The following is a 22,383-nucleotide window of genomic DNA, read 5'->3' on the forward strand; positions in this document are numbered from 1 at the left end:
GGATCAGATACCAGTAAGGTGCGAATTTGAGGCGGCAGGCCAGATCCGGGCAGAACACCCTTGTCTGGGTGGTCAACCGGGTGGTGCCGTTTGGCTGGCGGCTGGCCGAAAACCCCAGGGCCAGTTTTGCAACGCCTGGCGCCGCAAAGTCCAGATACGCCTGACTGTCCGCTATGGTCACCAGACCAAAGTCCGGCCGCCAGAACCGGCCGACAAGGCCGTAGAGCAGCGTGTTGTCGTCATGGCTGTCGAGCGGCACGAATCTGTCCAAGCCAAAGGGAGGCGGGCTGGCGCTCTGTTGGCGACCGAGAAGATGCCCAAGGCGCATCGGCACTTCCCGCAAGCCGATCAGGTGGCGAAAGGCCGGATCCGCTTCCGGTCGATAGTTGGACGCCGCCTGGATGACGGTGCGCGGGTCGGCGGCAATGTCGCGAGCGTGCTCTTCACAGAAGTGATAGGCAGGCAGATAGTGGTTTAGCGGCGTCATCAATCCTTCCTTGCCATCGTTCGTATCAGCATCGGCCCCTTTCATAGCACGTAGCACCAGACAAGTCCCGTTTTTAAGCCACCTTGTTCACCCCATTGAAAACGGCAGGATAGTTATCCTGCCGTTTTTTTCTCTATCTCGCCGCCTGATCCACCAGATAGAGGATGCTGTGATAGGGAATGCCGGCGTGCTGGCTGAGCCCCATTTCGCAGGTGCGGCTGTTGCTGAATCCCTGACGGCAATTGGCGGGGACCTGGTCAGGCAGGCTTGCCAAGGCGGCTGCGTTGAGCTCCGGGGTCATCAGCCCCTTGTCGCCGGCAAAGCCGCAGCACTGGATATGCTCAGGCACGATCACCTCGCGGGCACAGGCTCGGGCCAGCGCCAGCATCTTATCCCCCAGCCCCATGCGCCGGCTGCTGCAGGTGATATGGAGCATCACAGTCTCATCAAGGGGGGTCAGCTCAAGGTATGGCAGCAGGTGTTCCAGCACAAAGGTAGCGGGCTCGAACACCCGAAGGCCCTTGCCGAGCGCCCCCGAGAGCAGCCGCTGCACGCAGGGGCTGGTGTCGAGCAGCACGGGCCAGCGCCCCTGCTCGCTTGCCTGCCACAGGGCCTCGGCCAGCTCACTGCGCTTGGCTCCCGCTACCTCGCTCATCCCCTTGCTGTCATAGGGCATGCCGCAACAGAGCCCCTCAACTCTCGCCGGCACTATGACCCGGCAGCCCGCCTTCTTGAGCAGGGATAACACCACGTCCGGCAGTGACGGGGCCTCCTCCTGCTGGCCGAACACTCGACTGGCGCACGACGGCAGATAAACCACAGAGCGCCCGCTGGAGTCGTCATGGCTTCCCTCCCCTGGTGGCCATTGGTAGCGGCTCGGCCCCGGCAGGGTGGGCAGCCAGGCGGGTGTGCGCTGGCCGCTCAGATGGCGAACCCCGTTCACCAACCCTGCCAGCGCTTTCTCTCCCAACACCTTGCCGGCAATGGCTTTGAGGCCCAGCGCCCCACGGGCCGTGCGGGTAACGCCGGCGAAATGATCGGCGCTCCAGCGGGCGATGGGCACGAAGCGCTGGTACTTTTCGCTACGCAGCTTCTTGATCAGGCTGCCGGTGTTGATGCCGACAGGGCAGCGATCGGCGCAGAGCCCGGTGGCGGCGCAGGTCTCAATCCCCTGATAGTCAAACAGCCGGGCCAACTGGTTGGAGGGCTCATCGGCACGAGTGCGGCGGGCCAGTTCGCGATAGAGCACGATGCGCTGGCGCGGCGAGAGCGACAGGGTGCGCGAGGGGCAGACCGCCTCGCAAAAGCCGCACTCGATGCACGGATCGACGATGGCATCACTCGCCGGCATGGGTTTGAGGTGTGCCAGGTGGGCCTTGGGGTCGTCGTTGATGATGACGCCGGGATTGAGCAGGTTATCGGGGTCGAGCAGCGCCTTGATGCGCCGCATCAGCGCCATCCCCTCCGGCCCCCATTCCAGCTCCACATAGGGGGCCATGTTGCGGCCGGTGCCGTGCTCGGCCTTGAGGGACCCGCCAAAGCGCACCGCGACGAGCTCCGCCACCGCATCCATAAAGGCGCCGTAGCGGGCCACCTGCGCCGGATCCTCGAACCCCTGGGTAAAAACGAAGTGCAGGTTTCCCTCCAGCGCGTGGCCGAAGATGATGGCTTCACCGTATGCGAAGCGATCGAACAGTTGCTGCAGCCCCGCCACCCCTTCGGCCAGACGCTCGATGGGAAAGGCGACATCCTCAATGATGACGGTGGTGCCGGTGGTGCGCACCGCCCCTACCGCCGGGAAGAGCCCCTTGCGAATGGCCCAGAGCCCGGCGCTGTCGCCGGTAAAGGGCACAGAAGCGACCTGAGCGAACTCGGCCGCCATGGCCATCACCTGCTCGCAGCGATCCACCAGCTCCTCTTTCGATTCTCCATGCACTTCGATCAGCAAGGCGCAGGCAGCCAGATCCAGCGCCTTGATAAAGTCCGGCAGGCCGGGCTTGCCCGCTACCGAGCGAAGGGATCGCCCATCCATCAGCTCCACCGCCGCCACCGGCGCAGCTTTAAGGCGCGAGGTGGCCAGACAGGCCTGCTCAGCGTCCCGAAACACCAGCAGGGCCGACGCCTTGTGGGGGTATTCGGGCACGGTGTCGAGCACCACCTCGGCGATAAAGCCGAGGGTCCCCTCCGAGCCGATCATCAGGTGGGTGAGGATGTCGACGGGGTCCTCATGGTCGAGCAGGGCGTTGATGGCGTAACCGGTGGTGTTCTTGAGCCGGTACTTGTGGCGGATCTTGGCGGCAAGTTCAGTATTCGCCAGCACCTCGGCGCGCAGGGCGGCGAGCCCCGAGAGCAGCTCCGGACGCTGGGCCGCCAAGGCGGCGCGACTGTGAGGGTCGCCACTCTCCAGCACGGTGCCATCGGCCAGCAGCAGGGTCATGGCGTGCAGGGTGTGATAGCTGTTGTGGGCGGTGCCGCAGCACATGCCGCTCGCGTTGTTGGCGGCGATGCCGCCGAGCTTGCAGGCGTTGATGGAGGCGGGATCCGGACCAATCTTGCGGCCCAGAGGTGCCAGATAGCGGTTGGCATCGGCACCGATCACCCCGGGTTGCAGGGCGATGCGGGCCCCCTCGTCCAGAATGCGGTGGCCGCGCCAGCTGTCGGTCAGGGTGATGAGCACCGAATCGCTCAGGGCCTGGCCCGAGAGGCTGGTGCCGGCGGCGCGAAAGGTACACGGCAGGTGCAATTTGCGGCACACCGACAGCACGAAGCGCACTTCATCCAAAGAGTCGAGGCGCACGATGCGCTCGGGCACCAGGCGGTAGAAGCTGGCGTCCGTGCCGTGGGCCAATCGCAAGTCCGGGTCGCTCACCAGCCGCTCCGGCGGGATGCGCGAGAGCACGGCGGCGTCAAATTCATTCCAGCGCATCAGCAATCCTCCACCAGCACCACCAGCAGGCGACTCGGGCCATGGGCGCCGTAGGCCAGGGTCTGCTGGATGTCGGCGGTCTTGGAGGGGCCGGAGACCAGCAACAGATTGGTGGGCATGGCCTGCTGCCAGCGCCCGGCCGCCACCAGCCCCGCCAGGTTGTCGGCGATGGTGGAAGCCGCCAGCAGGGCGATATGGCAGGGGGGCACCAGGGACAAGGTGCGCGGCTCGCCGCCATCCGGCAGCAATACGAGCGTCCCGGTATCGGCGATGGCGCCCGCGCAGTGGGTAATACCCGCCTGACAGACGTCGAACAGATCGTCCTTCCAGCTTGCGAACTCGCCAGAGGGGATCAACACAGATCGCCCGGCGCAAGCCGCCGCGATTTCGACTTGCCAGCGACCGCCCTGGCCACAGGCCAGATGCGTCACGCCTTCTTCATTCAGCCAGGCGGCCAGATCTCGGGCCAGGGTTGCCTGTTGGACTGTGAGGATCTCGGCATGGCTGGCGCTGATCCCGGCAACAAAGCGCTCACGCCGCGCGCCGTCATCTGCCCCGCGCCAGGGCTGCCAGCCATGGGGAGTGCGGGCAATGGGGGTGGCGGCGCCGCGCAGGCGACTTAATATGGCCTCTTTGCTCGACATATCAGGACTCCTTCTTCTTCTGGCGCAGCAGGGCGTGCAGGCTCTGGGGGGCGGGTTTGGGGGCTTCGCGGCACTGGGTCCAGGGGCCCAGGTGTTTGGGCATCAAGCCCCGCAGACGACCGGCCACCCCGGTTGCGGCGTGATAGAGGCGCGGGTGGGTGGCGGCAAAGGCAAAGCCCTGCATGGCAAACGTCTCGAGCCGGCTCCTGGCCGCCCCCTGCCCCGCCAGCGGTTCGTGGCCGGGCTGTGCGTCGTGCTTGGCCTCCCGGCGCAGGCGCTGCAACAGGTCGGGAATGGGGATGCGCACCGGGCACACCTCGCCGCAGGCACCGCACAGGCTGGAGGCCGTCACCAGATCGCTCGTGCTTTCCAGCCCCAGCAGGTGGGGGGAGATGATTTTGCCGATGGGCCCCGGGTAGATGGTGCCATAGGCGTGGCCGCCGATGCGGGTGTAGACCGGGCAGTGGTTCATGCAGGCGCCGCAGCGGATGCACTGCAAGGTCTTGCGCAGCTCCTCATCCCGGTAAGCCTGGCTGCGGCCGTTGTCCAGCAGCACCAGGTGCACCTCGTCCGGGCCATCCAGCTCCCCTGCCCGGCGCGGGCCGCTGATGACGTTGAAGTAGGTGGTGATGGCCTGCCCGGTGGCCGAGCGGGTCAGGGCGCTGTAAAGGGGCGGCACATCGGATAAGCACTCCACCACCTTCTCGATGCCGGTGATGGCCACGTGGACCTTGGGCACCGTCGTACACATGCGCCCGTTGCCCTCGTTCTCGACGAGGCACAGACTGCCGGTCTCGGCCACCGCGAAGTTGACGCCGGAGAGCCCCATGCCGGCGCGGCGAAACTCTTCGCGCAGGGCCCGCCGCCCGGTCTGGATCAGGGCGTCCACGTCGGTGGTGGGGGTGAAGCCTTCCAGGTTGCCGGCGAAGGTGTCGCTCACCTCCTGCTTGTTCTTGTGGATGGCGGGCATGATGATGTGGGATGGGGTGTCGCCGTCGAGCTGGACGATAAACTCCCCCATGTCGCTCTCAAGGCAGCGGATGCCGTGGCGCGCCATCTCGTGGTTGAAGCCCACCTCCTCGCTCACCATGGACTTGCCCTTGACGATGCTGCTCACCCCGTGTTGCTGGGCGATGCGAAGGATGATGGCGTTGGCCTCGTCCGGCGTCTGGGCCCAGTGCACCTTTATGCCGTTGCGCTCACAGTTGGCATCGAGCTGCTCCAAAAGATCGGGCAGACGCGAGAGACAGCGCTGGCGAATTTGCTCCGCCGCATCGCGCACCGCCGCTTCTTCGGTGGGGTCGGCGAAGGCATCCCGGCGCTTGGCGCGCAGGTAATCCATGGCACCGCGAAAATTCTGGCGCAGCACCGGGTCGGCCAGGGCCGCCTCGGCCTGGGGATGGAAGCGGCGCGGCGAATACTTGGCGTGCTCACTCATGATGGGCCTCCTGTTTTTGCGCTTGTAAGCCCTGCGCCACTGGCTCGCTATGGGCGAGCAGGAAGCTCGCCAGATGGGTGGCGGGAAGCGTCTTGCCCTGATAGGCCAGGGATCCCTTGATGTTCAAGAGGCACCCCCAGTCTGCACTCACCAGGGTGTCGGCGCCGGTGGCCAGCAGGTGGCGGGTCTTGTCTTCGACCATGGCCTGGCTGATGTGGGGATGGCGCACCGAGAAGGTGCCACCAAAGCCGCAGCACTCGCTCTCGTAGGCCTGTTCATGCAAGGTGACGCCATCGAGCTGCCCCAGCAGGCTGCGGGCCGTGGTGTGTACCTGCATCTCGCGCCGGGCCGAGCAGGAGGTGTGCATGACGATGCTCGCCTCCCCCACCCCGTGCCAGCGCACCCGGCAGATCCGGGCCAGAAACTCGGTGAGCTCGAACACCCGATCGCAAAAATCGGCCACCTCGGGGCTCTCGGGGAAGAGGCGGCGGTAGTGGTGGTGCATCATGCCGCCGCAGGAGCCCGACAGCACCACCACCGGCCAGGGCTCGGGGAAGAGCGCCATCTGGCTTTGCGCCACCTTGCGCGCCTCCTCCTCGTGACCCGAGGTGTAGGCCGGCTGCCCGCAACAGGTCTGTTTCTCGACAAAGTGCACCCTTATCCCTTCCCGCTCGATCAGGGCGATGGCATCGAGCCCCGCCACCGGGTCGAACAGGTCCACCAGACAGGTGGCGTAGAGATAGACATCGGCCGGCTTGGCCGGGTAGACCCGCATTACCTTCATCACTTGCTCTCCTTACTTGAGCTGCAGCAGTGCGTCCGAGATGTGGAAGCTGTACATGAGCGCCAGCCCGATAAGGCCGGTGACCAGCAGGTAGTAGAGGGTCGGCAGCGCCGTCTTGCGCAGCGTCGCCCCCTCACGGCCGAGCAGCCCCACGGTGGCCGAGGCCGCCACCACGTTGTGAATGGCGATCATGTTGCCCGCAGCGGCGCCGACTGCCTGCAGGGCCAGCATGGCGGCGGTGGAGACCCCCAGGGTCTGGGCCACTTCAAACTGGAACTGGCTGAACATCATGTTCGATACCGTGTTGGAGCCGGCGATAAAGGCCCCCAGCGCGCCGATGGTGGCGCTGAGGGCCGGGAAGAACTCCCCCACCAGCCCGGCGGCAAAATTCGCGGTGGTCACCGGCATGCTGGCGAGATCCGCCCCGTTGACGCCGGAGTTGATGAAGATACGCACCATGGGCACGGTGAAAATCAGCACGAAGCCGGCGCCGATCAGGGTGCGGCTGGACTCGCTCACGGCGCGGCCGAGGGGCGCCAGGGCGCGGGCCTGAATGAGGGTGGCGAGCAGGGCGCAGAACACCAGCAGGCCCCCCGGCAGGTAGAGCGGCTCAATGGAGGCGCTGACCCCCTTCTCACCCAAGAGGTCGGTGAAGGCGAGGCTCACCGACAGGAGGCTAGCCTTGAATGCCGGGCTCACCCGGCTCGCCACCAGCAAGAGGGCCAGCGCCACATAGGGGAGCCAGGCCAGCATGAGCGACATGGGGCGGCCGGCAGCCTCTTTGAGATCGAGCTTGAGGGATCCCAACCACTCGGCGGGCCACTCTTTCTCGGGGGCGAAATCCCAGATGTTCTTCGGCACCAGAAAACCATGGCGCGCCGCCGTCACCACCAGAGCCAGCCCCACCAGGCCGCCGATGAGGGACGGGAACTCGGGGCCGAGCAGCATGCCGGTGAGGGCGTAAGGCACGGTGAAGGCGAGCCCCGCGAAAATCGCGAACGGCAGGATGGAAAGCCCCTCGGTCCAGCTGCGGTTGCGGCCAAAGAAGCGGGTCAGCATCATCACCATCAGCACCGGCATCAGGGTGCCGACGGTGGCGTGGATGAGGGCCACGTTGGTGGTCACCTGTTGCAGGTAGATGTCCCAGCTGCTGCCACCGGCGCTCAGGGTCTGGCCGATGGCCTGGTTATCCAGCCCCTTGTTGATGCCCACCAGGATGGGGGTGCCCACCGCGCCAAACGACACCGGGGTGGACTGGATCATCATGCCGAGCAGCACGGCGGCGAGCGCCGGAAAGCCGATGGCCACCAGCAGCGGCGCGGCGATGGCGGCCGGAGTGCCAAAGCCCGAGGCCCCTTCGATAAAGGCGCCGAAGCACCAGGCGATGATGATGGCCTGGATGCGCCTGTCCGGCGAGATGTTGGTAAAACCGCCGCGAATGGCGGTGATGGCGCCGGTGTGTTTGAGGGTATTGAGCATCAGGATGGCGCCGAACACGATCCAGAGCACGGTCACCGTGATCACCAGCCCCTGCAGGGTGGAGGCGAAGACCCGGGTCGGGCTCATCTGCCAGCCCCAGAGGGCGATGAACACGGTCAACAGGAAGGCGACGGGCATGGCGCGCTTGGCGGGCCAGTTGAGGCCGACCAGCAGCACGGCGGCCACCAGGATCGGCGAGAAGGCCACCAGGGCCAGCAGGGTGTCTGTCATCATTGCGTCCTTGTCCAGAGGGGTGCAGAGGCGCACCTTGTTGTTGTTTTGTTAAGCGGACGTGACCTTACCCTGTTCCTTTTTCGCAATATATGGAAATAATGAACAACATTCGTTCCAAAAGTTGATCAATATGGCCAGTACCGACGACCTCATCCTCTTCGCCCAGGTGGTGGAGGCCGGATCCTTCAGCAAGGTAGCTGAACAAAATTCCCTGACAAATTCAGTGGTTAGCAAGCGGATCGGGCGCCTTGAGGAGGAGCTCGGGGTGCAGCTCCTCTATCGCACCACCCGCCGGCTCACCCTGAGCGAGGCGGGCAAGGCGCTCTATCAAGGTGCCAAAAATGTGAAGGCCGCCGCCCTGGACGCCTTCGACGCGGTGGCGGGATTTGGTGAAAAGGTGAGCGGTCATGTGCGGATGTCGGTGCCCACCATCTCCGGCGAGCTCTTGCTCGCCGATGCGGTGGCCGATTTTTGCCAGCAGCACCCGGGGCTCACGGTGGAGATGTCGCTGGACAACCGCTTCGTCAACCTGGTGGAAGAGGGGTTCGATCTGGTCATTCGCACCGGCTATCTGGATGACTCGAGCCTGATTGCCCGCCACATTCTCGACTCCCAGTGGGTCATCTGCGCCGCCCCCGCCTATGTGCGCCGCTTCGGGGCGCCGCGGGAGCCGTCAGACTTGCTCACCCACAACTGCCTGCGCTACGCCTACCAGAGCACGGGGGCCTCGGAGTGGGCCTTCAAGGGGGAGGAGGGCAACTATCTGGTGTCGGTGTCGGGGAGCTTTTCAACCGACAACGCCGGCGCCCTGCGCAAGGCGGCGCTGGGGGGGCGCGGCATCGTCTATGTGCCACGCTGTCTGGTCTATCACGATCTGATGAACGGCGAGCTGGTGGATCTCTTCCCCGATCAAGTGGGCAAGAAGCTCGGCATCTACGCCGTCTACCCCTTCACCCGCCAGCCGCCGCGCAAGATAAGGCTGCTCATCGAGCACATCCGCCAGCGCTATCTGGAGATTGGCCACTACTTCATCTGAGGCCCTTGTCGGGCTTCAAAGAGCGGACGACGCCGCCTGACGGGAGAGAAACGCCAGGGACTGGCGGTTGAAGTGATCCGGCTGCTCCACGTTGCAGACATGGCCGCACTTTTCGATGATTTCGAGGCGGCTGTAAGGGTCGCGGGCCACCTGCTCACGCACAGGGGCGAGGAACATGTGATCCTCCTCCCCCATCACGTAGAGGGTGGGAATGGGCAGGGCCCGCTCGCGAAAGTAGCGCATCAGGGGGTTCACCTCGGTGGCGAGACGGAACCAGCGCTTGAACTCCTTCTGGCACAGCTTTCTGGCCTCGCGCACGAAGAGGTTGCGGGACTCCTGATGGTGCTGGCGCGGCATGATGACGAAGGCGAACAGGCGGTAGAGCCACATGTAGGGCAGGAAGTGCTGGCCGAGGCGGCCAAGCTGCACCAGCACCCGGGAGCGGATGTCGAGACGCAGGATGGCGCCGCCGAGCACCATGCTCTTGACTCGCTCGGGGCAGAGCTCCGCCAGGTGGCGGATGAGAATGGTACCGAGCGAAATGCCGACGAAGTGGGCATGGGGGATGCGCAGGTGATCCAGCAGACGCAGGATGTCCTCGGTCACGGCCCGAAAGCTGTAGTGCCCCTTTACCACCTGCTGCAGCTGGTTGGACTGGCCGTGACCGCGAAGGTCCAGCAGCAGCACGTTGAAGTGCTCCCGGTAGGCCCGCAACTGCTTGAACCAGATGGAGGAGCTGCCGCCCGCACCGTGCACGAACACCACCCAATCCCGATCGGGACCCAGTTCAAAGGTCTTGTGGTACAACATCTCATGGGCTCCCGGGGTGATGGGGGGTATACTCGGCGCGCATATTAACAGAAGGCTCACCCCGGTGAACATGCTTCCACCATGATCGGACCAGCCTGGAGTCCCCATGATCCTCGTTCAATTGCGTGAATTTTTGCTCAGCCAGCCCGGCGCCACCGAGGACACCCCCTTCGGCCCGGAGATCCTGGTCTACCGCATCGCCGGCAAGATGTTTGCCCTGGTGGACTGGCAGGCGGAGCCCCTCTCCATCAACCTGAAGTGCGAACCCGAGCTCGCCCTGCTGCTGCGGGAGATCCACCCCGAGGTGAAACCGGGCTGGCACATGAACAAGCAGCACTGGAACACAGTGACACTGAGTGAAGGCCTGTCTGACGATCTTTGGCAGGGCTGGATAGTCCACTCCTATGAGCGGGTGATGGCGGGCCTGCCCAGGGCGAAGCGGCCCCAGGCCCCCCGCGCGACCATCAGGGAGGGTTGACCCATGCCGTCTCCTTCTTCTCCCCGCATCGTCCCCCTCGAGGAGGCGCACATACCAAGGCTGCTGGATCTGTTCGAGCAGTCGGTACGCCGCCTGGGGCCTGCACACTACAGCCCGGATCAGGTGAAGCAGTGGGCCAGGGGCGCCCATCACCCGGGGCTTGCCAGCCAGTTGCGCGAGCACCATGGCTGGGTCATCGAGCAAGACGATGTGCCCCTTGGCTTTGCCACCCTGAGCGATGACGGTCATCTCAGCCTGCTCTACGTGAGCGCGGATCATCCGCGCCAGGGGCTCGGCACCCTGCTGCTGGAGCGGGTGCTGGCAGCCGCCAGCCAGATGGGACTTGGCAGCCTCACCACGGAGGCGAGCGCCTTCAGCCTCGCTCTCTTCCTGCGTCACGGCTTCCTGCTGACCGGATTGGAGACGGTGGAGCGCGGCGGTGTCCAATTTATCCGCCATCGGCTCCACTGCCGCTTGCCATGACGGGTTCAGCCACTAAAATACGCACCATTTCCCCAAGGTAATGAAGAAAGGGCAGCCATCATGGTGGTAGAGAGCGACGGTTACATTGCGCTGATCGAGTATCTGGTAGAGAGTCTGGGTCTGTTCGAGAACCAGCAACAAGGCGGCGGCGCCCAGACCATCGAGGATCTGGTGAGCAGCCGGGTGGCCGACAACCTGATGGCCATCTGCGAGCAGAACCCCCAGCTCGACCCCAAGGTGCGCTTCCTGATCATGCAGGAGGCCGATGCCGTGGTCGCCGACCTGGAAGAGGTGCTCTCCGCCGTCTGGTTGTCCGCCCCCAGCGAAGCCCAGCAAGCCTTCCTCATCGAGTTCATCGACCTCATCAAGAACCTGTTCGACAGCACCATCAGCTGATCCCACCCCTGCCGTGACGGCAAGGGGACGAGATGCAATGAGGCGAGGAGTGAGGCGGGACGCCCAATGAAAAATGAAAAGGGCCGCCTCATCGGGCAGCCCTGCTTGCTAGCATTGTCAATTCATCGCGCTTGTCAGAGTAATGAATTTCGGGGCAAAAAAATGTGTCTGGTCTTGGCAACCATCCGTGGTCGCTACCCTGTTGGTCAGCCAGGGTTCAGTTTAGTTCCCCACCTGACGCATTTTTTTCAATTATTTTTCATCACAATGACACGGGGGCCTGATGGCCCCCGTGGTATGCAATGACGCCTCAGCGATTCAGGCTGGGAGGAAGGCAGACGCCGATGCCCCCCAGGCCGCAATACCCCTCGGGATTCTTCTCCAGATATTGCTGGTGATAATCCTCGGCGTAATAGAAGGGGGCCAGCGGCAGGATGCGGGTGGTGATGGTGCGCCCGTCACCGCTCGCCGTCATGGCCTGCTGGTAGGCGGCCAGGCTCTGCTGGGCAATCGCCTCCTGGGTGTCGTCCCCGACGAAGATGACGGAGCGATACTGGGTGCCGATGTCGCCACCCTGGCGCATCCCCTGGGCCGGATCATGGTGTTCCCAGAACAGCTTGACGAGATCCCCATAGCTGATGACCTTGGGATCGAACACCACCTGCACCGTCTCGGCGTGGCCGGTCAGGCCGCTGCACACCTCCTTGTAGGTGGGATTGGGGGTCAGCCCCCCCTGATACCCGGCGGCGGTGGAATAGACCCCGGGCTGCTGCCAGAACAGACGCTCCACCCCCCAGAAACAGCCCATGCCGAACCAGGCAAGCTCCATCCCCTCGGGCCAGGGCCCCTGGGTCGGGTGGCCGTTTACTGCGTGCACCTGGCCAATCTCCAGCGCTTCCCGCCGTCCCGGCAGCGCCTCTGCCGGTGAAATAATCTGCTCCATATGCCCTGTCCTTGTATAAAACCCCGCGCAATGCGGCTGACGAAAAGGAACACCGAAGATATCAGGTTATTAGCCCGGATCAACCAGGGAGCGGCCCCCGGGGCTACCCTCCCGCCCTCGCCTGCGTCTCCCCCTCCCCGCCCGCACTGGTCAAAATGGCGACAAAAAAACATCAAGTCGATATTTAGTCTTGATTTGTGAATTTATTTTCATATATTGGGCAAATTGCTGCTTTTTTATGGAATGAAACACGTGCGTGAACGCGAACCCAGCCTGGTCCATGCCTTTCGGCAATCCACCCCCTATGTCAATGTGCACCGGGGTGCCACCTTCGTCCTGATGATCGGCGGGGAAGCCATTTGTCACCCCAATTTCGCCAACATCGTCAGCGACATCGCCCTGCTGCAGACCTTGGGGATCCGCCTGGTGCTGGTGTTTGGTTCGCGTCCGCAAAATGACGAGGCCCTGGCCCGCGCCGGCATCCAGGCCCAGTATCACAAGCGGATCCGGGTCACCGACGATGCCAGTTTCGCCATCATCAAGCAGGTGTGCGGCGGTCTGCAATACGACATCACCGCCCAGCTCTCCATGGGCCTCGCCAACACCCCCATGCAGGGGGCCCGCATCAGCGTGGTGAGCGGCAACTTCGTCACCGCCCAGCCGCTGGGTGTGGATGACGGCATCGACTTCTGCCACAGCGGCCGGGTGCGTCGCATCGATGTGGAGGGGATCACCCGCCAGCTGGATCAGCACGGCCTGGTGCTCATCTCCCCCATTGGCTGCTCGGTCACCGGCGAGAGCTTCAACCTGAGCTCGGAAGAGGTAGCCCGCCGGGTGGCGGTGGATCTCAAAGCCGACAAGCTCATCTGCTTCAGCAGCACCCAGGGGGTAATGGACAGGCACGGAGAGGCCATCTCCGAGCTCTTCCCCGAACAGGCCGAAGAGCTGCTGGTGGCGCTGGAGCAGGCGGGTGAAGAGATGTCAGGCACCGCCCGCTACCTGCGCGCGGCCATCGCCTCCTGCCGGGGTGGCGTGCCCCGCTCCCACCTGGTGAGCTATCAGGACGACGGCGCCATGCTGCAGGAGCTGTTCAGCCGCGAGGGGCTGGGTACCCAGATCGTGCGCGAAAGCGCCGAGCGGGCCCGGGCCGCCACCATTGAGGACATCGGCGGCATCCTGGACCTCATCCGTCCGCTGGAGGAGGAAGGGATCCTGGTGCGCCGCTCCCGGGAGCAGCTGGAGATGGAGATAGACAAGTTCACCATCATCGAGCGGGACGGCCTCATCATCGGCTGCGCCGCGCTCTATTGCTTCATGGAAGAAGCCATGGCCGAGATGGCCTGCGTCGCCATCCACCCGGAATATCGCAACTCCAACCGGGGGGACACCCTGATCGCCAAGGTGGCCGAGCGGGCCAAGCGGCTCGGCATCCGTCGCCTGTTCGTGCTCACCACCCGCTCCATCCACTGGTTCCGGGAGCGGGGCTTCGATCCCCTGGAAGTCGAAGATCTGCCGGTGGAGCGCCAGCGCTTCTACAACTGGCAGCGTCGCTCCAAGGTTTTGTCCAAGACCATTTCGTAACTGATTGATCTTGTGCCTGGTTAGCGTCAATTTTGTTCTTTTTTACGAACTCGATTGACAGTGCAATCCAGACCAAGGTATTTGTACATGCACGCCACCTGTCACAGGTGGCACCAGAAGAGGAGCGCTGCCCAGGCAGCCCAAGGGAGGACACCAGTGTCCGGTGAACTTGGGTCAGGGGGAGCAGCGCCGAGACGAGGCGAGTGACTGGACACCGCCACGTCGGCTGCGGGGGCTGAATCCCCCAGGTTGTCATCGGTAGTGGTCATCCCACACCGCGCCCCACCTTGGGGCGGGTACGGGATGGGCTCTGCAGGTGGAGTGCTTCTGGCCGGGATCCTCGCGTTTTCCTGCCATTTTTTGCCTCCTCCTCTCTATTTGCCCGATGAAACCGGATTTTCACCTTGAGACAGGAGTATGCAATGAACCCGATCAATGTCGCCAAGTTTGGCGGAACCAGCGTCGCCAATGCCGCGGCCATGAACCACTGCGCCGACGTGGTGCTGGCCAATCCGGCGACCCGGGTGGTGGTGCTGAGCGCCAGCGCCGGCGTCACCAACCTGCTGGTGAGCCTGGCTCAGGGTGAACTGGACGAAGCCGGACAGGATGCCCAGCTTGCCAGGCTTGCCGACATCCAGCTGGCCATTCTGGCCGCCCTTGGCAACCCGAGCGACGTGAGCGCCCTCATCCATGCCCAGCTCGGCGACATTCGCACCATGGCCCGTCAAGCCAGTCAGCATACCGACGCCGAACTCGCCGATCGCCTCATCGCCTGCGGCGAGCTGATGTCCACCCGTCTCTTTACCGAACTCCTGCACCAGCGCGGGGTCAAGGCCCAGTGGCAGGATGCGCGCCAACTGCTGCGCACCGACAGCCGCTTTGGCAAGGCCACCGTGGATCTCGCGGCAACCCGCGCCCTCTGCCAGCAGGCGGTGGGCCCGTTGCTGGGTGACAGCCTGGTCATCACCCAGGGCTTCATCGGTGCCGACGGCGATGGCCGCACCACCACCCTCGGCCGTGGCGGCTCCGACTACAGCGCGGCCCTCCTGGCCGAGGCACTGGACGCAGGCAGCATCGAGATCTGGACCGACGTGCCCGGCATCTACACCACGGATCCCCGCCTGGTCACCCGCGCCCGCCCCATCCCCGAAATCAGCTTCGTGGAGGCGGCGGAGATGGCCACCTTCGGCGCCAAGGTGCTGCACCCGGCCACCCTGCAACCCGCGCTGCGCCAGAACATCCCGGTGTTCGTGGGCTCCGCCAAGGATCCCGCCGCCGGTGGCACCTGGATCCGCGCCACCACCCGCAGCAACCCGCTGTTCCGGGCCGTGGCCCTGCGCCGCCAACAGGTGCTGGTGACCCTGCACAGCCTCAACATGTTCCACGCCTACGGCTTCCTGGCCGAGGTGTTCGGCATCCTGGCCCGTCACCGCATCTCGGTGGATCTCATCACCACCTCCGAGGTGAGCGTCTCCCTGACCCTGGATCACACCGGCAGCCAGAGCAACGGCGAACCCATCCTGAACGACAAGGTGCTGGCGGAGCTCGGCCAGCTGTGCAAGGTCGAAGTGGAGACCGGTTTCGCCCTGGTGGCGCTCATCGGCAACCGCATGAGCGAGGCGGCCGGGGTGGGCAGCCAGGTGTTCGACGCCATCCGCGAGCACAACATCCGGATGATCTGCTACGGCGCCAGCGCCCACAACCTCTGCTTCCTGGTCAAAGAGGACGAGGCGGGCCACATCGTCAACTGCCTGCACCGGGAACTGCTCGACTGAGTCGCCCCGGCGCTGGCACACCACAAGCCTCGTCCGCCCCATCACCCGGGGCGGCCTTCCCCACTCAGCAAAGAGGGGCGCCGCGGCGCCCCTCTTGTCACTCTTCTTTCACCATCAGCTGGTGACCAGGGTGGCCCGGGTGGGCAGCAGATTGGCCCGGATCTGCTCGCGCAGCCCTCCCAGCCGTTGCAGCAACCCGGCCTGACCGAGCCCCGCTTCGTCAGGGGCCAGATTGTCCACCAGGGCCGGGAAGTGCTCCCGTACCGCCTGCTCCAGCCAGTCGAGACGGCGCAAGGTGAGCGGGCCGCAGCTCTTGCCGCTGAGGTCGTCCAGGATGTCGAGCCGATGGCTGCGGTACATGTCGCGCCACCAGTTGGCCGCCAGCGCCTCGTCGCTTGCCAGCGCCGCACTCCACTCCCCCACCAGTCCCTGCATCCGCGCCAGCACGGGGGCGCTCGCCCCCTCCCGCGACAGGTATTGCAGCTCTCCCCTGGCCCAGGCGAGGCAGAGCTCGCGCCAGCGGCGAAACAGCGGCAAGGGATCCGCCTCGTCCAGCCAGAGCCCGGAGAGGGTGCGGGTTTCCAGCCGCTCAGGCACGTGGAAGTCGGGATCGGTGAGGCCGTTGGAGTTGAACTCGTGCAGGGGATCGAAGGGCCACATGTAGCCAAAATCGAACACCGAGATATGCTGGCCGTCATCCAGCAGGTTGCCCGGGCTCGGATCCCAGTCAAACCAGCCCCAGCGGGCCAGCTCCGCCTCCACCGCCAGCATCTGCGCCAGGTTGCGCTCGCAGAGCGTGCGCACCGGCTCCCCCCGCAACCAGGGGGAGACCAGCACCCCGGCCCGGGCGGAGCCGAAACTGGTACAGACCACGTTGGAGAGGATGGTGGGGTGCAGCTCCCGCAGGCTCTCTATCTCCCGACGCCGCTCCAGCTCGGTGAGAAAGGCGGTCTTGCCGTCCACATTGGCCACCAGAGAGTCCTGGCGGCAGCGTTTCAGGCACCAGTGGTGCCCCTCCACCTTGAGATGGAACACCTCGGCGGTGAGCCCGTGACCGTAGACCTTGACGACGTCCGGGTGATCCTCGGTCAGCCGGACGAGCTGGGGCAGCGGCAGGGGGCAGTCCCGCTCCCGCCCGATCCGGATCTCTTCTTTGCTCTCCAGCATCTGGAGCAATCTGGCCTGACGCGCCGCAACTTTGGGATTCATACATGTACCTCCAACCGTTACTGAGAGACTAAACAGCGCCCCCCTCCCAGACCAGCAGCAAAGGCTCATGATGACGCTTTCATCACAGAATGAGTGCCCCTGGCGGATCGGGATCACAAATTGCTTCACAGTGCCCATCACGGAATATTCATCTTGTTGTCATCAAATTGACATCAAGGAACAAGCCACGCACCATCGGGTCAAAATAGAGGCAGTCGTCGCTGCCATGACCGCTCCAAGGATGAGCCCTTATGAATGCCCCCGTCACCGGCCACCGCCCCGCCTCCCAGCCCCTGGCCGGGCTGTTGCTGGGTCTGCTGACCGCCCTGCTGCTGCTGACCCTCGCCCTGCCGCTGCTCAACCCCGTCAGCTGGCTCGGGCGTGCCGCCCCCCTCATTCTGGGCCCGGCGGATCAGCCCATCGCGACCCTCAATCGCTACAGCCTGCTCTACAAAAGTGACAACCGGGGCTTCTATCTGGTGGTGCGCAGCCAGTGGCAACTGCTCAAACCCCTGCAGGAGGGAGACAAGGTGCGGGTGGAGCTGCTCAACGACAAAGGGGTGCGCATCGATCAGCTGAGCCAGGCGGTGGACAAGCGCCAGAAGTGCCGCAAGGAGCGCTGCACCCTGAGCCTCAACAGCGCCCTGCGCGCTCCCGACGACGCCCTGGACAGCCGCTACCAGCTGCGCATCGGGCTGCTGCTGGCAGACAGGCCGGAGAGCGCCGAATACAGCCAGATCCTCCAGACCCTGCCGGAGCGCGGTTTCAACCTCCTCTACCTGATGACCAGCCTGCTGCTGGTGCTGCTGGTGAGCGCCGCCGTGCTCAAGACCCTGCTGCCGCGGCTGCGCCGAAGCTACCGCGCCCGGGTGGCAGGCAGCCTGCTGCTCGGCAACCTCACCTTCGTGCTGCTCCACGGCTTCGTGGTGTTCAAGCTGGGGGAATTCCTGTTCTGGTCGGGCTTTCGGCCAGAGCACTACTACCTCGCCTGGGGCAGCATGGTGCTGGGCTGGAGCCTCTGCGCCCTCGCGGGCTTCAGTCTCTATATGGGGCTGCTCTTCACCGCCCTCTCGGGCATCGGGCTGCTCGCCAACTTCATGAAGATCGCCATCTACGGGGTACCGCTGGGGGGGGACGATCTGGGCAACCTGCTGGCCCTGCTGCACATCCTGCTCGATCAGCACCCTGTGGTGCCGGTACTCGTCGTGCTGGGGCTCCTTTTTCTGGTGTGGCGTTTTGCCCTCTCCCGCTGGATCCTGCGGGGCTTGCTGCGCACCGCCGCCGCCACCGCCGCCTTCTTCGCCCTCTGCGTGTTCGCCACCCAGACCGGCAACAAGCTGCTCGGGGCCAACATCCGCTACGTGGACAGGGCGGTGAACTACCACAGGGACATCATCCGCGCCGGCCCCGGCCTCTACCTGTTCAACCTGGTGGACGAGATGCTGCAAAGCGGCAACGTGTTTCGCTACCCCTTGCAGATCAACGAGCGCACCCCGGAGCTGAGCCTGCCCGCCCAGCCCAGGGCTCCCCGCTTCGATCTGGTGATCGTGCTGCAATACGAGTCGCTCTGGCTTGACTGGCAGGGCCGTCTCTGCGCCCCCGCCCCCACCTTGAGCCTGCCCGCCAGCGTGGCCCAATGGCGCAAGACCATCCACTCCCCCACCACGGGCGGCATGACGGTGCTGGCGGAGTTCGAGATGAACACCGGCCTGCCGGTGGGCCTGCTCAAACAGGGGGTGGTGCCCTACTACTACCTCTCGGACAAGGTGCCCGGCCTTGCGCGCAGCGCAGCCCAAAGCGGCTACCAGACCCTGTTCGCCCACCCCTATGTGGAGAAGTTCTGGGGCCGCGCCAAGGCGATCCCGGCCCTCGGCTATGAGGAGCGCTGGTTCGATACCCGCTTCACCGCCCTCGAGCACAAGGGGCTCTACATCTCCGACGATGCCCTCATCGATCACCTGCTCAAACGCAGCAACCAGGACGATCAGCCCCTGTTCGCCTACGCGGTCACCATGCAGGGGCACGGCCCCTTCGACGGGGATCGCTACCGGGCCCAGCAGCGCAGCGGCGCCTGCCCGGATCAGAGCCCGGCGGATACCCAGTTGCTCAACACCTACTACACCGGGGTGGTGGATGCCATGGCCTCCCTGGAGCGGCTGCTCAAGACCCTGGACAGCTCCGGCAAGCGCTACCTGGTGGTGGCCTTCGGGGACCACCAGCCCTTCCTGATGTCGGCCGGCAAGGGCATCCACGGCGCCAAACCGCCACGGGATGCCAGCTACCAGATCCCCATGATGGCCTTCACCCGGGCCGGGGACGGGCTGGATCTCGCCCGCCAGTTCGACCCGGTGCGCCAGCTCTACCAGATGGGGCAGGCCACAAGGCAGCTGCTGGCGGGGGACCTCACCCCCATCCGTGACCAACCCCTGCTCCACCCGGTGCTCGGGGAGGAGAAAGGCTTCGACCCCTCTCCCCTGGTGCCGCAGATCCGCGCCAGCTTCCGGCCCGATGCATTGCCCTGATCGATTGAGACACGAGGGACACAGATCCTTGCAGCACCTTCCGGCCCGATGCCCTGCCCTGATCCGCAGCGAACTAGCAGACGACAAAGAGGCCGCCCGGGCGGCCTCTTTTTATGGGCGGGATGCGAGTACAGTGCCGCCTGCACCTCGCCATGTTCGTCCCGACCTGGGCTCTACGACCCCTGACAGGTCATTTTTTGTTTAGACATATCAAACGATAACTCATTATCGAATAGTAAAATTGAACAACTTTGCCGACCTTCAGGCCCTGTGCCCCCCATGTTCCCGCACCTTCTCCGGGCCGGGCCGCTTTTTCTCTCATTCCCGACCAGCCCAGAACCATCGGGGCATTCGATACGTTCAGGCCTTGAGCCCCACTCACTTGCACCCACCTTTGCGCGTCACACCCGACAAAAAGCCGACCTCGGGGTCGGCTTGTGACGGGGCGTTTGGCCACGCAGGGCCGGACGCTGGCGGGCTAGATCACCACGGCGGTGCCGCTGATGCTGACCATCAGCATGCTGCCGTTCTGGCCCACCACCTCGTAGTCGATGTCGATGCCCACCACGGCGTTGGCCCCCAGCGCCTGGGCACGCTCCTTGAGCTCCTCGAAGGCAATCTCCCGGGCCCGGGCCAGCTCTTTTTCGTAGGCGCCGGAGCGACCGCCGATGATGTCGCGGATGCCGGCGAACAGATCCTTGAAGATGTTGGCGCCGAGGATGGCTTCGCCCACGACGATGCCGCGGTACTCGCGAATGGTCTTGCCTTCCAGGGTGGGGGTGGTTGAGAGGATCATGAGGTCTCCTGTGAGTTGGGCTGGGTGCGCGAAGCACCGTTGCCGTCATGGTAGCAAGGTGTTGGCCAAAGCATAAGCCCGGCGTGGCCAGGGGCTTCAAGCACAGCACCCGCCAGGTTCATCAAGGTGCCATCCATACGGCCTGTGTCGTGACACTTTCCCCCGCAAAGCGACCTTGGGCACCGGTGCTGGGGAGAGGGCTTCCGGCCACGATGAAAGCGGGACCTTGATGATGCAGACACGACTGCAGTTGCCTAGGCCCTCTGCGTCTTCGCCCTGGACGGCGGCAGGCGCTGTCAGGAGCGACTCGCGTCGGCCATAAAAAAAGGAGAGGCAAGCCTCTCCTTTTTGATGTTCGCAGCGGCAGCCGCCATGCACTCAGTGCAGCTTCATGCTCGGGCGCAGCACCCGGTTGATGCGGCCCACCAGCATGATGAGGCCGGTCTTGATGTAGCCGTGCAGGGCCACCTGGTGCATCCGGTAGAGGGAGATGTAGACGATGCGGGCGATGTAGCCTTCTACCATCATGGAGCCGCGCATCAGGTTGCCCATCAGGCTGCCCACGGTGGAGAAGCGGCTCAAGGAGACCAGGGAGCCGTGATCGTGGTAACGGTAGGGCTTCATCTCGCCGCCATTCATCTTGGCCAGGATGTTCTTGAACGCCTGGGTCGCCATCTGGTGGGCGGACTGGGCGCGGGGCGGCACGAACTTGCCGTCCGGCTGCAGGCAGGCGGCGCAGTCGCCGATGACGAAGATGTTCTCGTCCCGGGTAGTCTGCAGGGTCTCGTGGACCACCAGCTGGTTGATGCGGTTGGTTTCCAGGCCCGCTATCTCCTTCATGAAGTCCGGCGCCTTGATGCCCGCGGCCCACACCATGAGGTCTGCTTCAATCAGCTCCCCATCCTTGGTGTGCAGGCCCTCGGCGGTCGCCTCGGTGATCATGGTGGCGGTGCGCACGTCCACGCCCAGCTTCACCAGCTCCTGATGGGCGGAGCCGCTGATGCGCTCCGGCAGGGCCGGCAGGATGCGGGGGCCCGCTTCCACCAGGGTCACCTTGAGACTGTCGGTGGTGAGGTTCTTGAAGCCGTAGGCGTAGAGCTGCTCCACCGCGTTGTAGAGCTCGGCAGAGAGTTCGACGCCGGTGGCGCCGCCGCCAACGATGGCGATCTTCACCTTGTCACCGGGCTGGTATTCGGTGGCGAACTGCAGGAAGCGGTTCATCATGCTGTTGTAGAAGCGGTGCGCCTGGGAGGGGCTGTCCAGGAAGATGCAGTGATCCTTGATGCCCTTGGTGTTGAAGTCGTTGGAGACGGAGCCGATGGCCATCACCAGGATGTCGTAAGCCACTTCCCGCTCGTTGACCACCAGGGCGCCGCTCTCGTCGTGGATGGGGGCCAGCACGATGCGTTTCTCGTCGCGCTTGATGTCGGTCAGGCTGCCGAGCTGGAATTCGAAGCCGTGGTTCTTGGCGTGGGACTGGTAGCTCAGGGCATCGATGCCCGCATCCATGGAGCCGGTGGCCACTTCGTGCAGCAGGGGTTTCCACAGGTGGGTACGATTGCGATCCACCAGGGTGATCCTGGCCTTGTTCTTCTTGCCCAGCTTGCGGCCCAGGCTGGTCGCAAGCTCGAGACCACCGGCGCCACCGCCTACAACGACAATATTCATCATGATGATTTTCCTTGGTTCCTCAAAACGAAAGGGAGCCATTGGCTCCCTAAAACGAAATCGGTTGACGTGATGGCTCAGGCTTCTTTGAAGGCCTTCATCCGTTGCAGATGGTGCGAGATGTTCTTGAACTTATGGGTCTCGCGCTCATCCCATACGATGTCGTAATAGTTCTTCAATTCACGTTCAGTGTCCCGATTATCGCGAATTTCATCCTGAACGGAAAGGATGCACAGGCAGTTTCCTGAATTTTTATTACGAAATTCGGTTACACACTTGGTGCCGATGTCCTCGTACTCTTCCGGCCTGTCGATCTTGCCCTGCATGTTCTCTTCCGGGTGCAGGTTGGGGTTGAAGACCACCTGCTTGATGCCGCACAGAAACCCGATCCGCTCGCTCCAGTAGCCACCCAGGCCCACGCCGCAGATGAGGGGTTTGGGATCCGTGCTCATGTCGAGCTGCTTCTTCACTTCCTTGAGCAGGTGGCTCATGTCGTGGCGGGGGTGAACCGTGCTGTAGTGCACGAAACGCACATCATCATCGATAAACTGCAACTGCAGCACTTTTTCATGATTGCCGGGGCTGGTGGCATCAAAGCCATGCAGATAGATGATCATGGACAAGACCTCAAAAACTGTGTCGGTTCTATCGAAACTACCCCAGCGACAGGGCCTTGCGCCACCAAAACATCCCA

The 22,383-nt window shown here is 64.2% G+C and carries 19 protein-coding genes and 1 riboswitch; of the genes, 7 read left to right on the forward strand and 12 right to left on the reverse strand.

The window, feature by feature from the left end:
* The 6 genes from MUW49_RS05460 to MUW49_RS05485 form a co-directional block, all read right to left on the reverse strand.
* A partial coding sequence (locus MUW49_RS05460) for a hypothetical protein (RefSeq protein WP_244812489.1) occupies window positions 1–487 on the reverse strand: 487 nt, incomplete at its 3' end.
* A gap of 133 nt (window positions 488–620) precedes the next feature.
* Window positions 621–3,413: an FAD-binding and (Fe-S)-binding domain-containing protein gene (locus MUW49_RS05465; RefSeq protein WP_244812490.1), complete on the reverse strand. Its 2,793-nt coding sequence runs from the start codon at window positions 3,411–3,413 to the stop codon at window positions 621–623.
* Window positions 3,413–4,057, reverse strand: coding sequence for an LUD domain-containing protein (locus MUW49_RS05470; protein ID WP_244812491.1), 645 nt, complete (start codon window positions 4,055–4,057; stop codon window positions 3,413–3,415). Before MUW49_RS05470 ends, MUW49_RS05465 begins: the two co-directional genes overlap by 1 nt.
* A 1-nt stretch (window position 4,058) precedes the next feature.
* Window positions 4,059–5,495 (reverse strand): LutB/LldF family L-lactate oxidation iron-sulfur protein, encoded by a 1,437-nt coding sequence (locus tag MUW49_RS05475; protein WP_244812492.1) that lies wholly within the window; start codon window positions 5,493–5,495, stop codon window positions 4,059–4,061.
* Entirely contained in the window at window positions 5,488–6,279 is a 792-nt protein-coding gene (locus MUW49_RS05480) for a (Fe-S)-binding protein (protein ID WP_244812504.1), read from the reverse strand. The genes MUW49_RS05475 and MUW49_RS05480 overlap by 8 nt, the downstream gene beginning before the upstream one ends.
* Window positions 6,280–6,291: 12 nt before the next feature.
* On the reverse strand, window positions 6,292–7,989 hold the full coding sequence (locus MUW49_RS05485) for an L-lactate permease (protein ID WP_244812493.1): 1,698 nt from the start codon (window positions 7,987–7,989) through the stop codon (window positions 6,292–6,294).
* A gap of 61 nt (window positions 7,990–8,050) precedes the next feature.
* Here MUW49_RS05485 and MUW49_RS05490 point away from each other — a divergent pair, with 61 nt between their 5' ends.
* Window positions 8,051–9,028: a LysR family transcriptional regulator gene (locus tag MUW49_RS05490; protein WP_080767962.1), complete on the forward strand. Its 978-nt coding sequence runs from the start codon at window positions 8,051–8,053 to the stop codon at window positions 9,026–9,028.
* Window positions 9,029–9,043: 15 nt separating this feature from the next.
* On the opposite strand, the gene MUW49_RS05495 is transcribed toward MUW49_RS05490, so the two are convergent.
* Complete coding sequence (locus MUW49_RS05495) at window positions 9,044–9,838, reverse strand: alpha/beta fold hydrolase (protein WP_244812494.1); 795 nt, start codon at window positions 9,836–9,838, stop codon at window positions 9,044–9,046.
* Between the two features lie 106 nt (window positions 9,839–9,944).
* On the opposite strand from MUW49_RS05495, the gene MUW49_RS05500 reads away from it, so the two are divergent.
* Genes MUW49_RS05500 through MUW49_RS05510 form a run of 3 tightly spaced genes read left to right on the forward strand, consistent with a single transcriptional unit; the run spans window position 9,945 to window position 11,195 of the window.
* Window positions 9,945–10,316 (forward strand): MmcQ/YjbR family DNA-binding protein, encoded by a 372-nt coding sequence (locus MUW49_RS05500; protein ID WP_244812495.1) that lies wholly within the window; start codon window positions 9,945–9,947, stop codon window positions 10,314–10,316.
* 3 nt (window positions 10,317–10,319) lie between these two features.
* Window positions 10,320–10,799 carry a GNAT family N-acetyltransferase gene (locus MUW49_RS05505; RefSeq protein ID WP_244812496.1) on the forward strand — a complete coding sequence of 160 codons (480 nt, stop codon included), beginning with the start codon at window positions 10,320–10,322 and terminating at the stop codon, window positions 10,797–10,799.
* 60 nt (window positions 10,800–10,859) lie between these two features.
* On the forward strand, window positions 10,860–11,195 hold the full coding sequence (locus tag MUW49_RS05510) for a DUF3802 family protein (RefSeq protein WP_244812497.1): 336 nt from the start codon (window positions 10,860–10,862) through the stop codon (window positions 11,193–11,195).
* Window positions 11,196–11,505: 310 nt separating this feature from the next.
* Here the strand turns inward: MUW49_RS05510 and msrA are convergent, their stop codons facing one another.
* The gene (msrA, locus tag MUW49_RS05515; RefSeq protein ID WP_010674365.1) at window positions 11,506–12,138 is read right to left on the reverse strand and encodes a peptide-methionine (S)-S-oxide reductase MsrA; all 633 of its coding nucleotides are present in this window, start codon (window positions 12,136–12,138) and stop codon (window positions 11,506–11,508) included.
* A gap of 252 nt (window positions 12,139–12,390) precedes the next feature.
* On the opposite strand from msrA, the gene argA reads away from it, so the two are divergent.
* Together argA and lysC are read left to right on the forward strand one after the other, a co-directional pair.
* Entirely contained in the window at window positions 12,391–13,719 is a 1,329-nt protein-coding gene (argA, locus tag MUW49_RS05520) for an amino-acid N-acetyltransferase (protein WP_041215931.1), read from the forward strand.
* A 109-nt stretch (window positions 13,720–13,828) separates the two neighbouring features.
* A riboswitch (Lysine riboswitch) is annotated at window positions 13,829–14,054 on the forward strand.
* A gap of 87 nt (window positions 14,055–14,141) precedes the next feature.
* Window positions 14,142–15,494 (forward strand): lysine-sensitive aspartokinase 3, encoded by a 1,353-nt coding sequence (gene lysC, locus MUW49_RS05525; RefSeq protein WP_244812498.1) that lies wholly within the window; start codon window positions 14,142–14,144, stop codon window positions 15,492–15,494.
* A gap of 114 nt (window positions 15,495–15,608) precedes the next feature.
* Here lysC and MUW49_RS05530 read toward each other — a convergent pair whose 3' ends face one another.
* On the reverse strand, window positions 15,609–16,703 hold the full coding sequence (locus tag MUW49_RS05530; protein ID WP_010674362.1) for a hypothetical protein: 1,095 nt from the start codon (window positions 16,701–16,703) through the stop codon (window positions 15,609–15,611).
* A gap of 251 nt (window positions 16,704–16,954) precedes the next feature.
* On the opposite strand from MUW49_RS05530, the gene MUW49_RS05535 reads away from it, so the two are divergent.
* Window positions 16,955–19,225, forward strand: a complete 2,271-nt coding sequence (locus MUW49_RS05535) for an LTA synthase family protein (RefSeq protein ID WP_244812499.1) — start codon at window positions 16,955–16,957, stop codon at window positions 19,223–19,225.
* 478 nt (window positions 19,226–19,703) lie between these two features.
* Here MUW49_RS05535 and MUW49_RS05540 read toward each other — a convergent pair whose 3' ends face one another.
* The 3 genes from MUW49_RS05540 to ycfP all read right to left on the reverse strand — a co-directional run bounded on the left by MUW49_RS05540 (window position 19,704) and on the right by ycfP (window position 22,306).
* Complete coding sequence (locus tag MUW49_RS05540; protein WP_010674360.1) at window positions 19,704–20,021, reverse strand: heavy metal-binding domain-containing protein; 318 nt, start codon at window positions 20,019–20,021, stop codon at window positions 19,704–19,706.
* A 378-nt stretch (window positions 20,022–20,399) separates the two neighbouring features.
* Complete coding sequence (locus MUW49_RS05545) at window positions 20,400–21,692, reverse strand: NAD(P)/FAD-dependent oxidoreductase (protein WP_244812500.1); 1,293 nt, start codon at window positions 21,690–21,692, stop codon at window positions 20,400–20,402.
* Window positions 21,693–21,766: 74 nt separating this feature from the next.
* A complete protein-coding gene (ycfP, locus tag MUW49_RS05550; RefSeq protein ID WP_005331594.1) occupies window positions 21,767–22,306 on the reverse strand; it encodes an alpha/beta hydrolase YcfP in 540 nt (179 codons plus the stop codon).
* Window positions 22,307–22,383 lie beyond the last annotated feature (77 nt).

It is taken from the genome of Aeromonas sp. LsrichE-8G, from assembly GCF_022869435.1.
GTDB lineage: Bacteria > Pseudomonadota > Gammaproteobacteria > Enterobacterales > Aeromonadaceae > Aeromonas > Aeromonas caviae.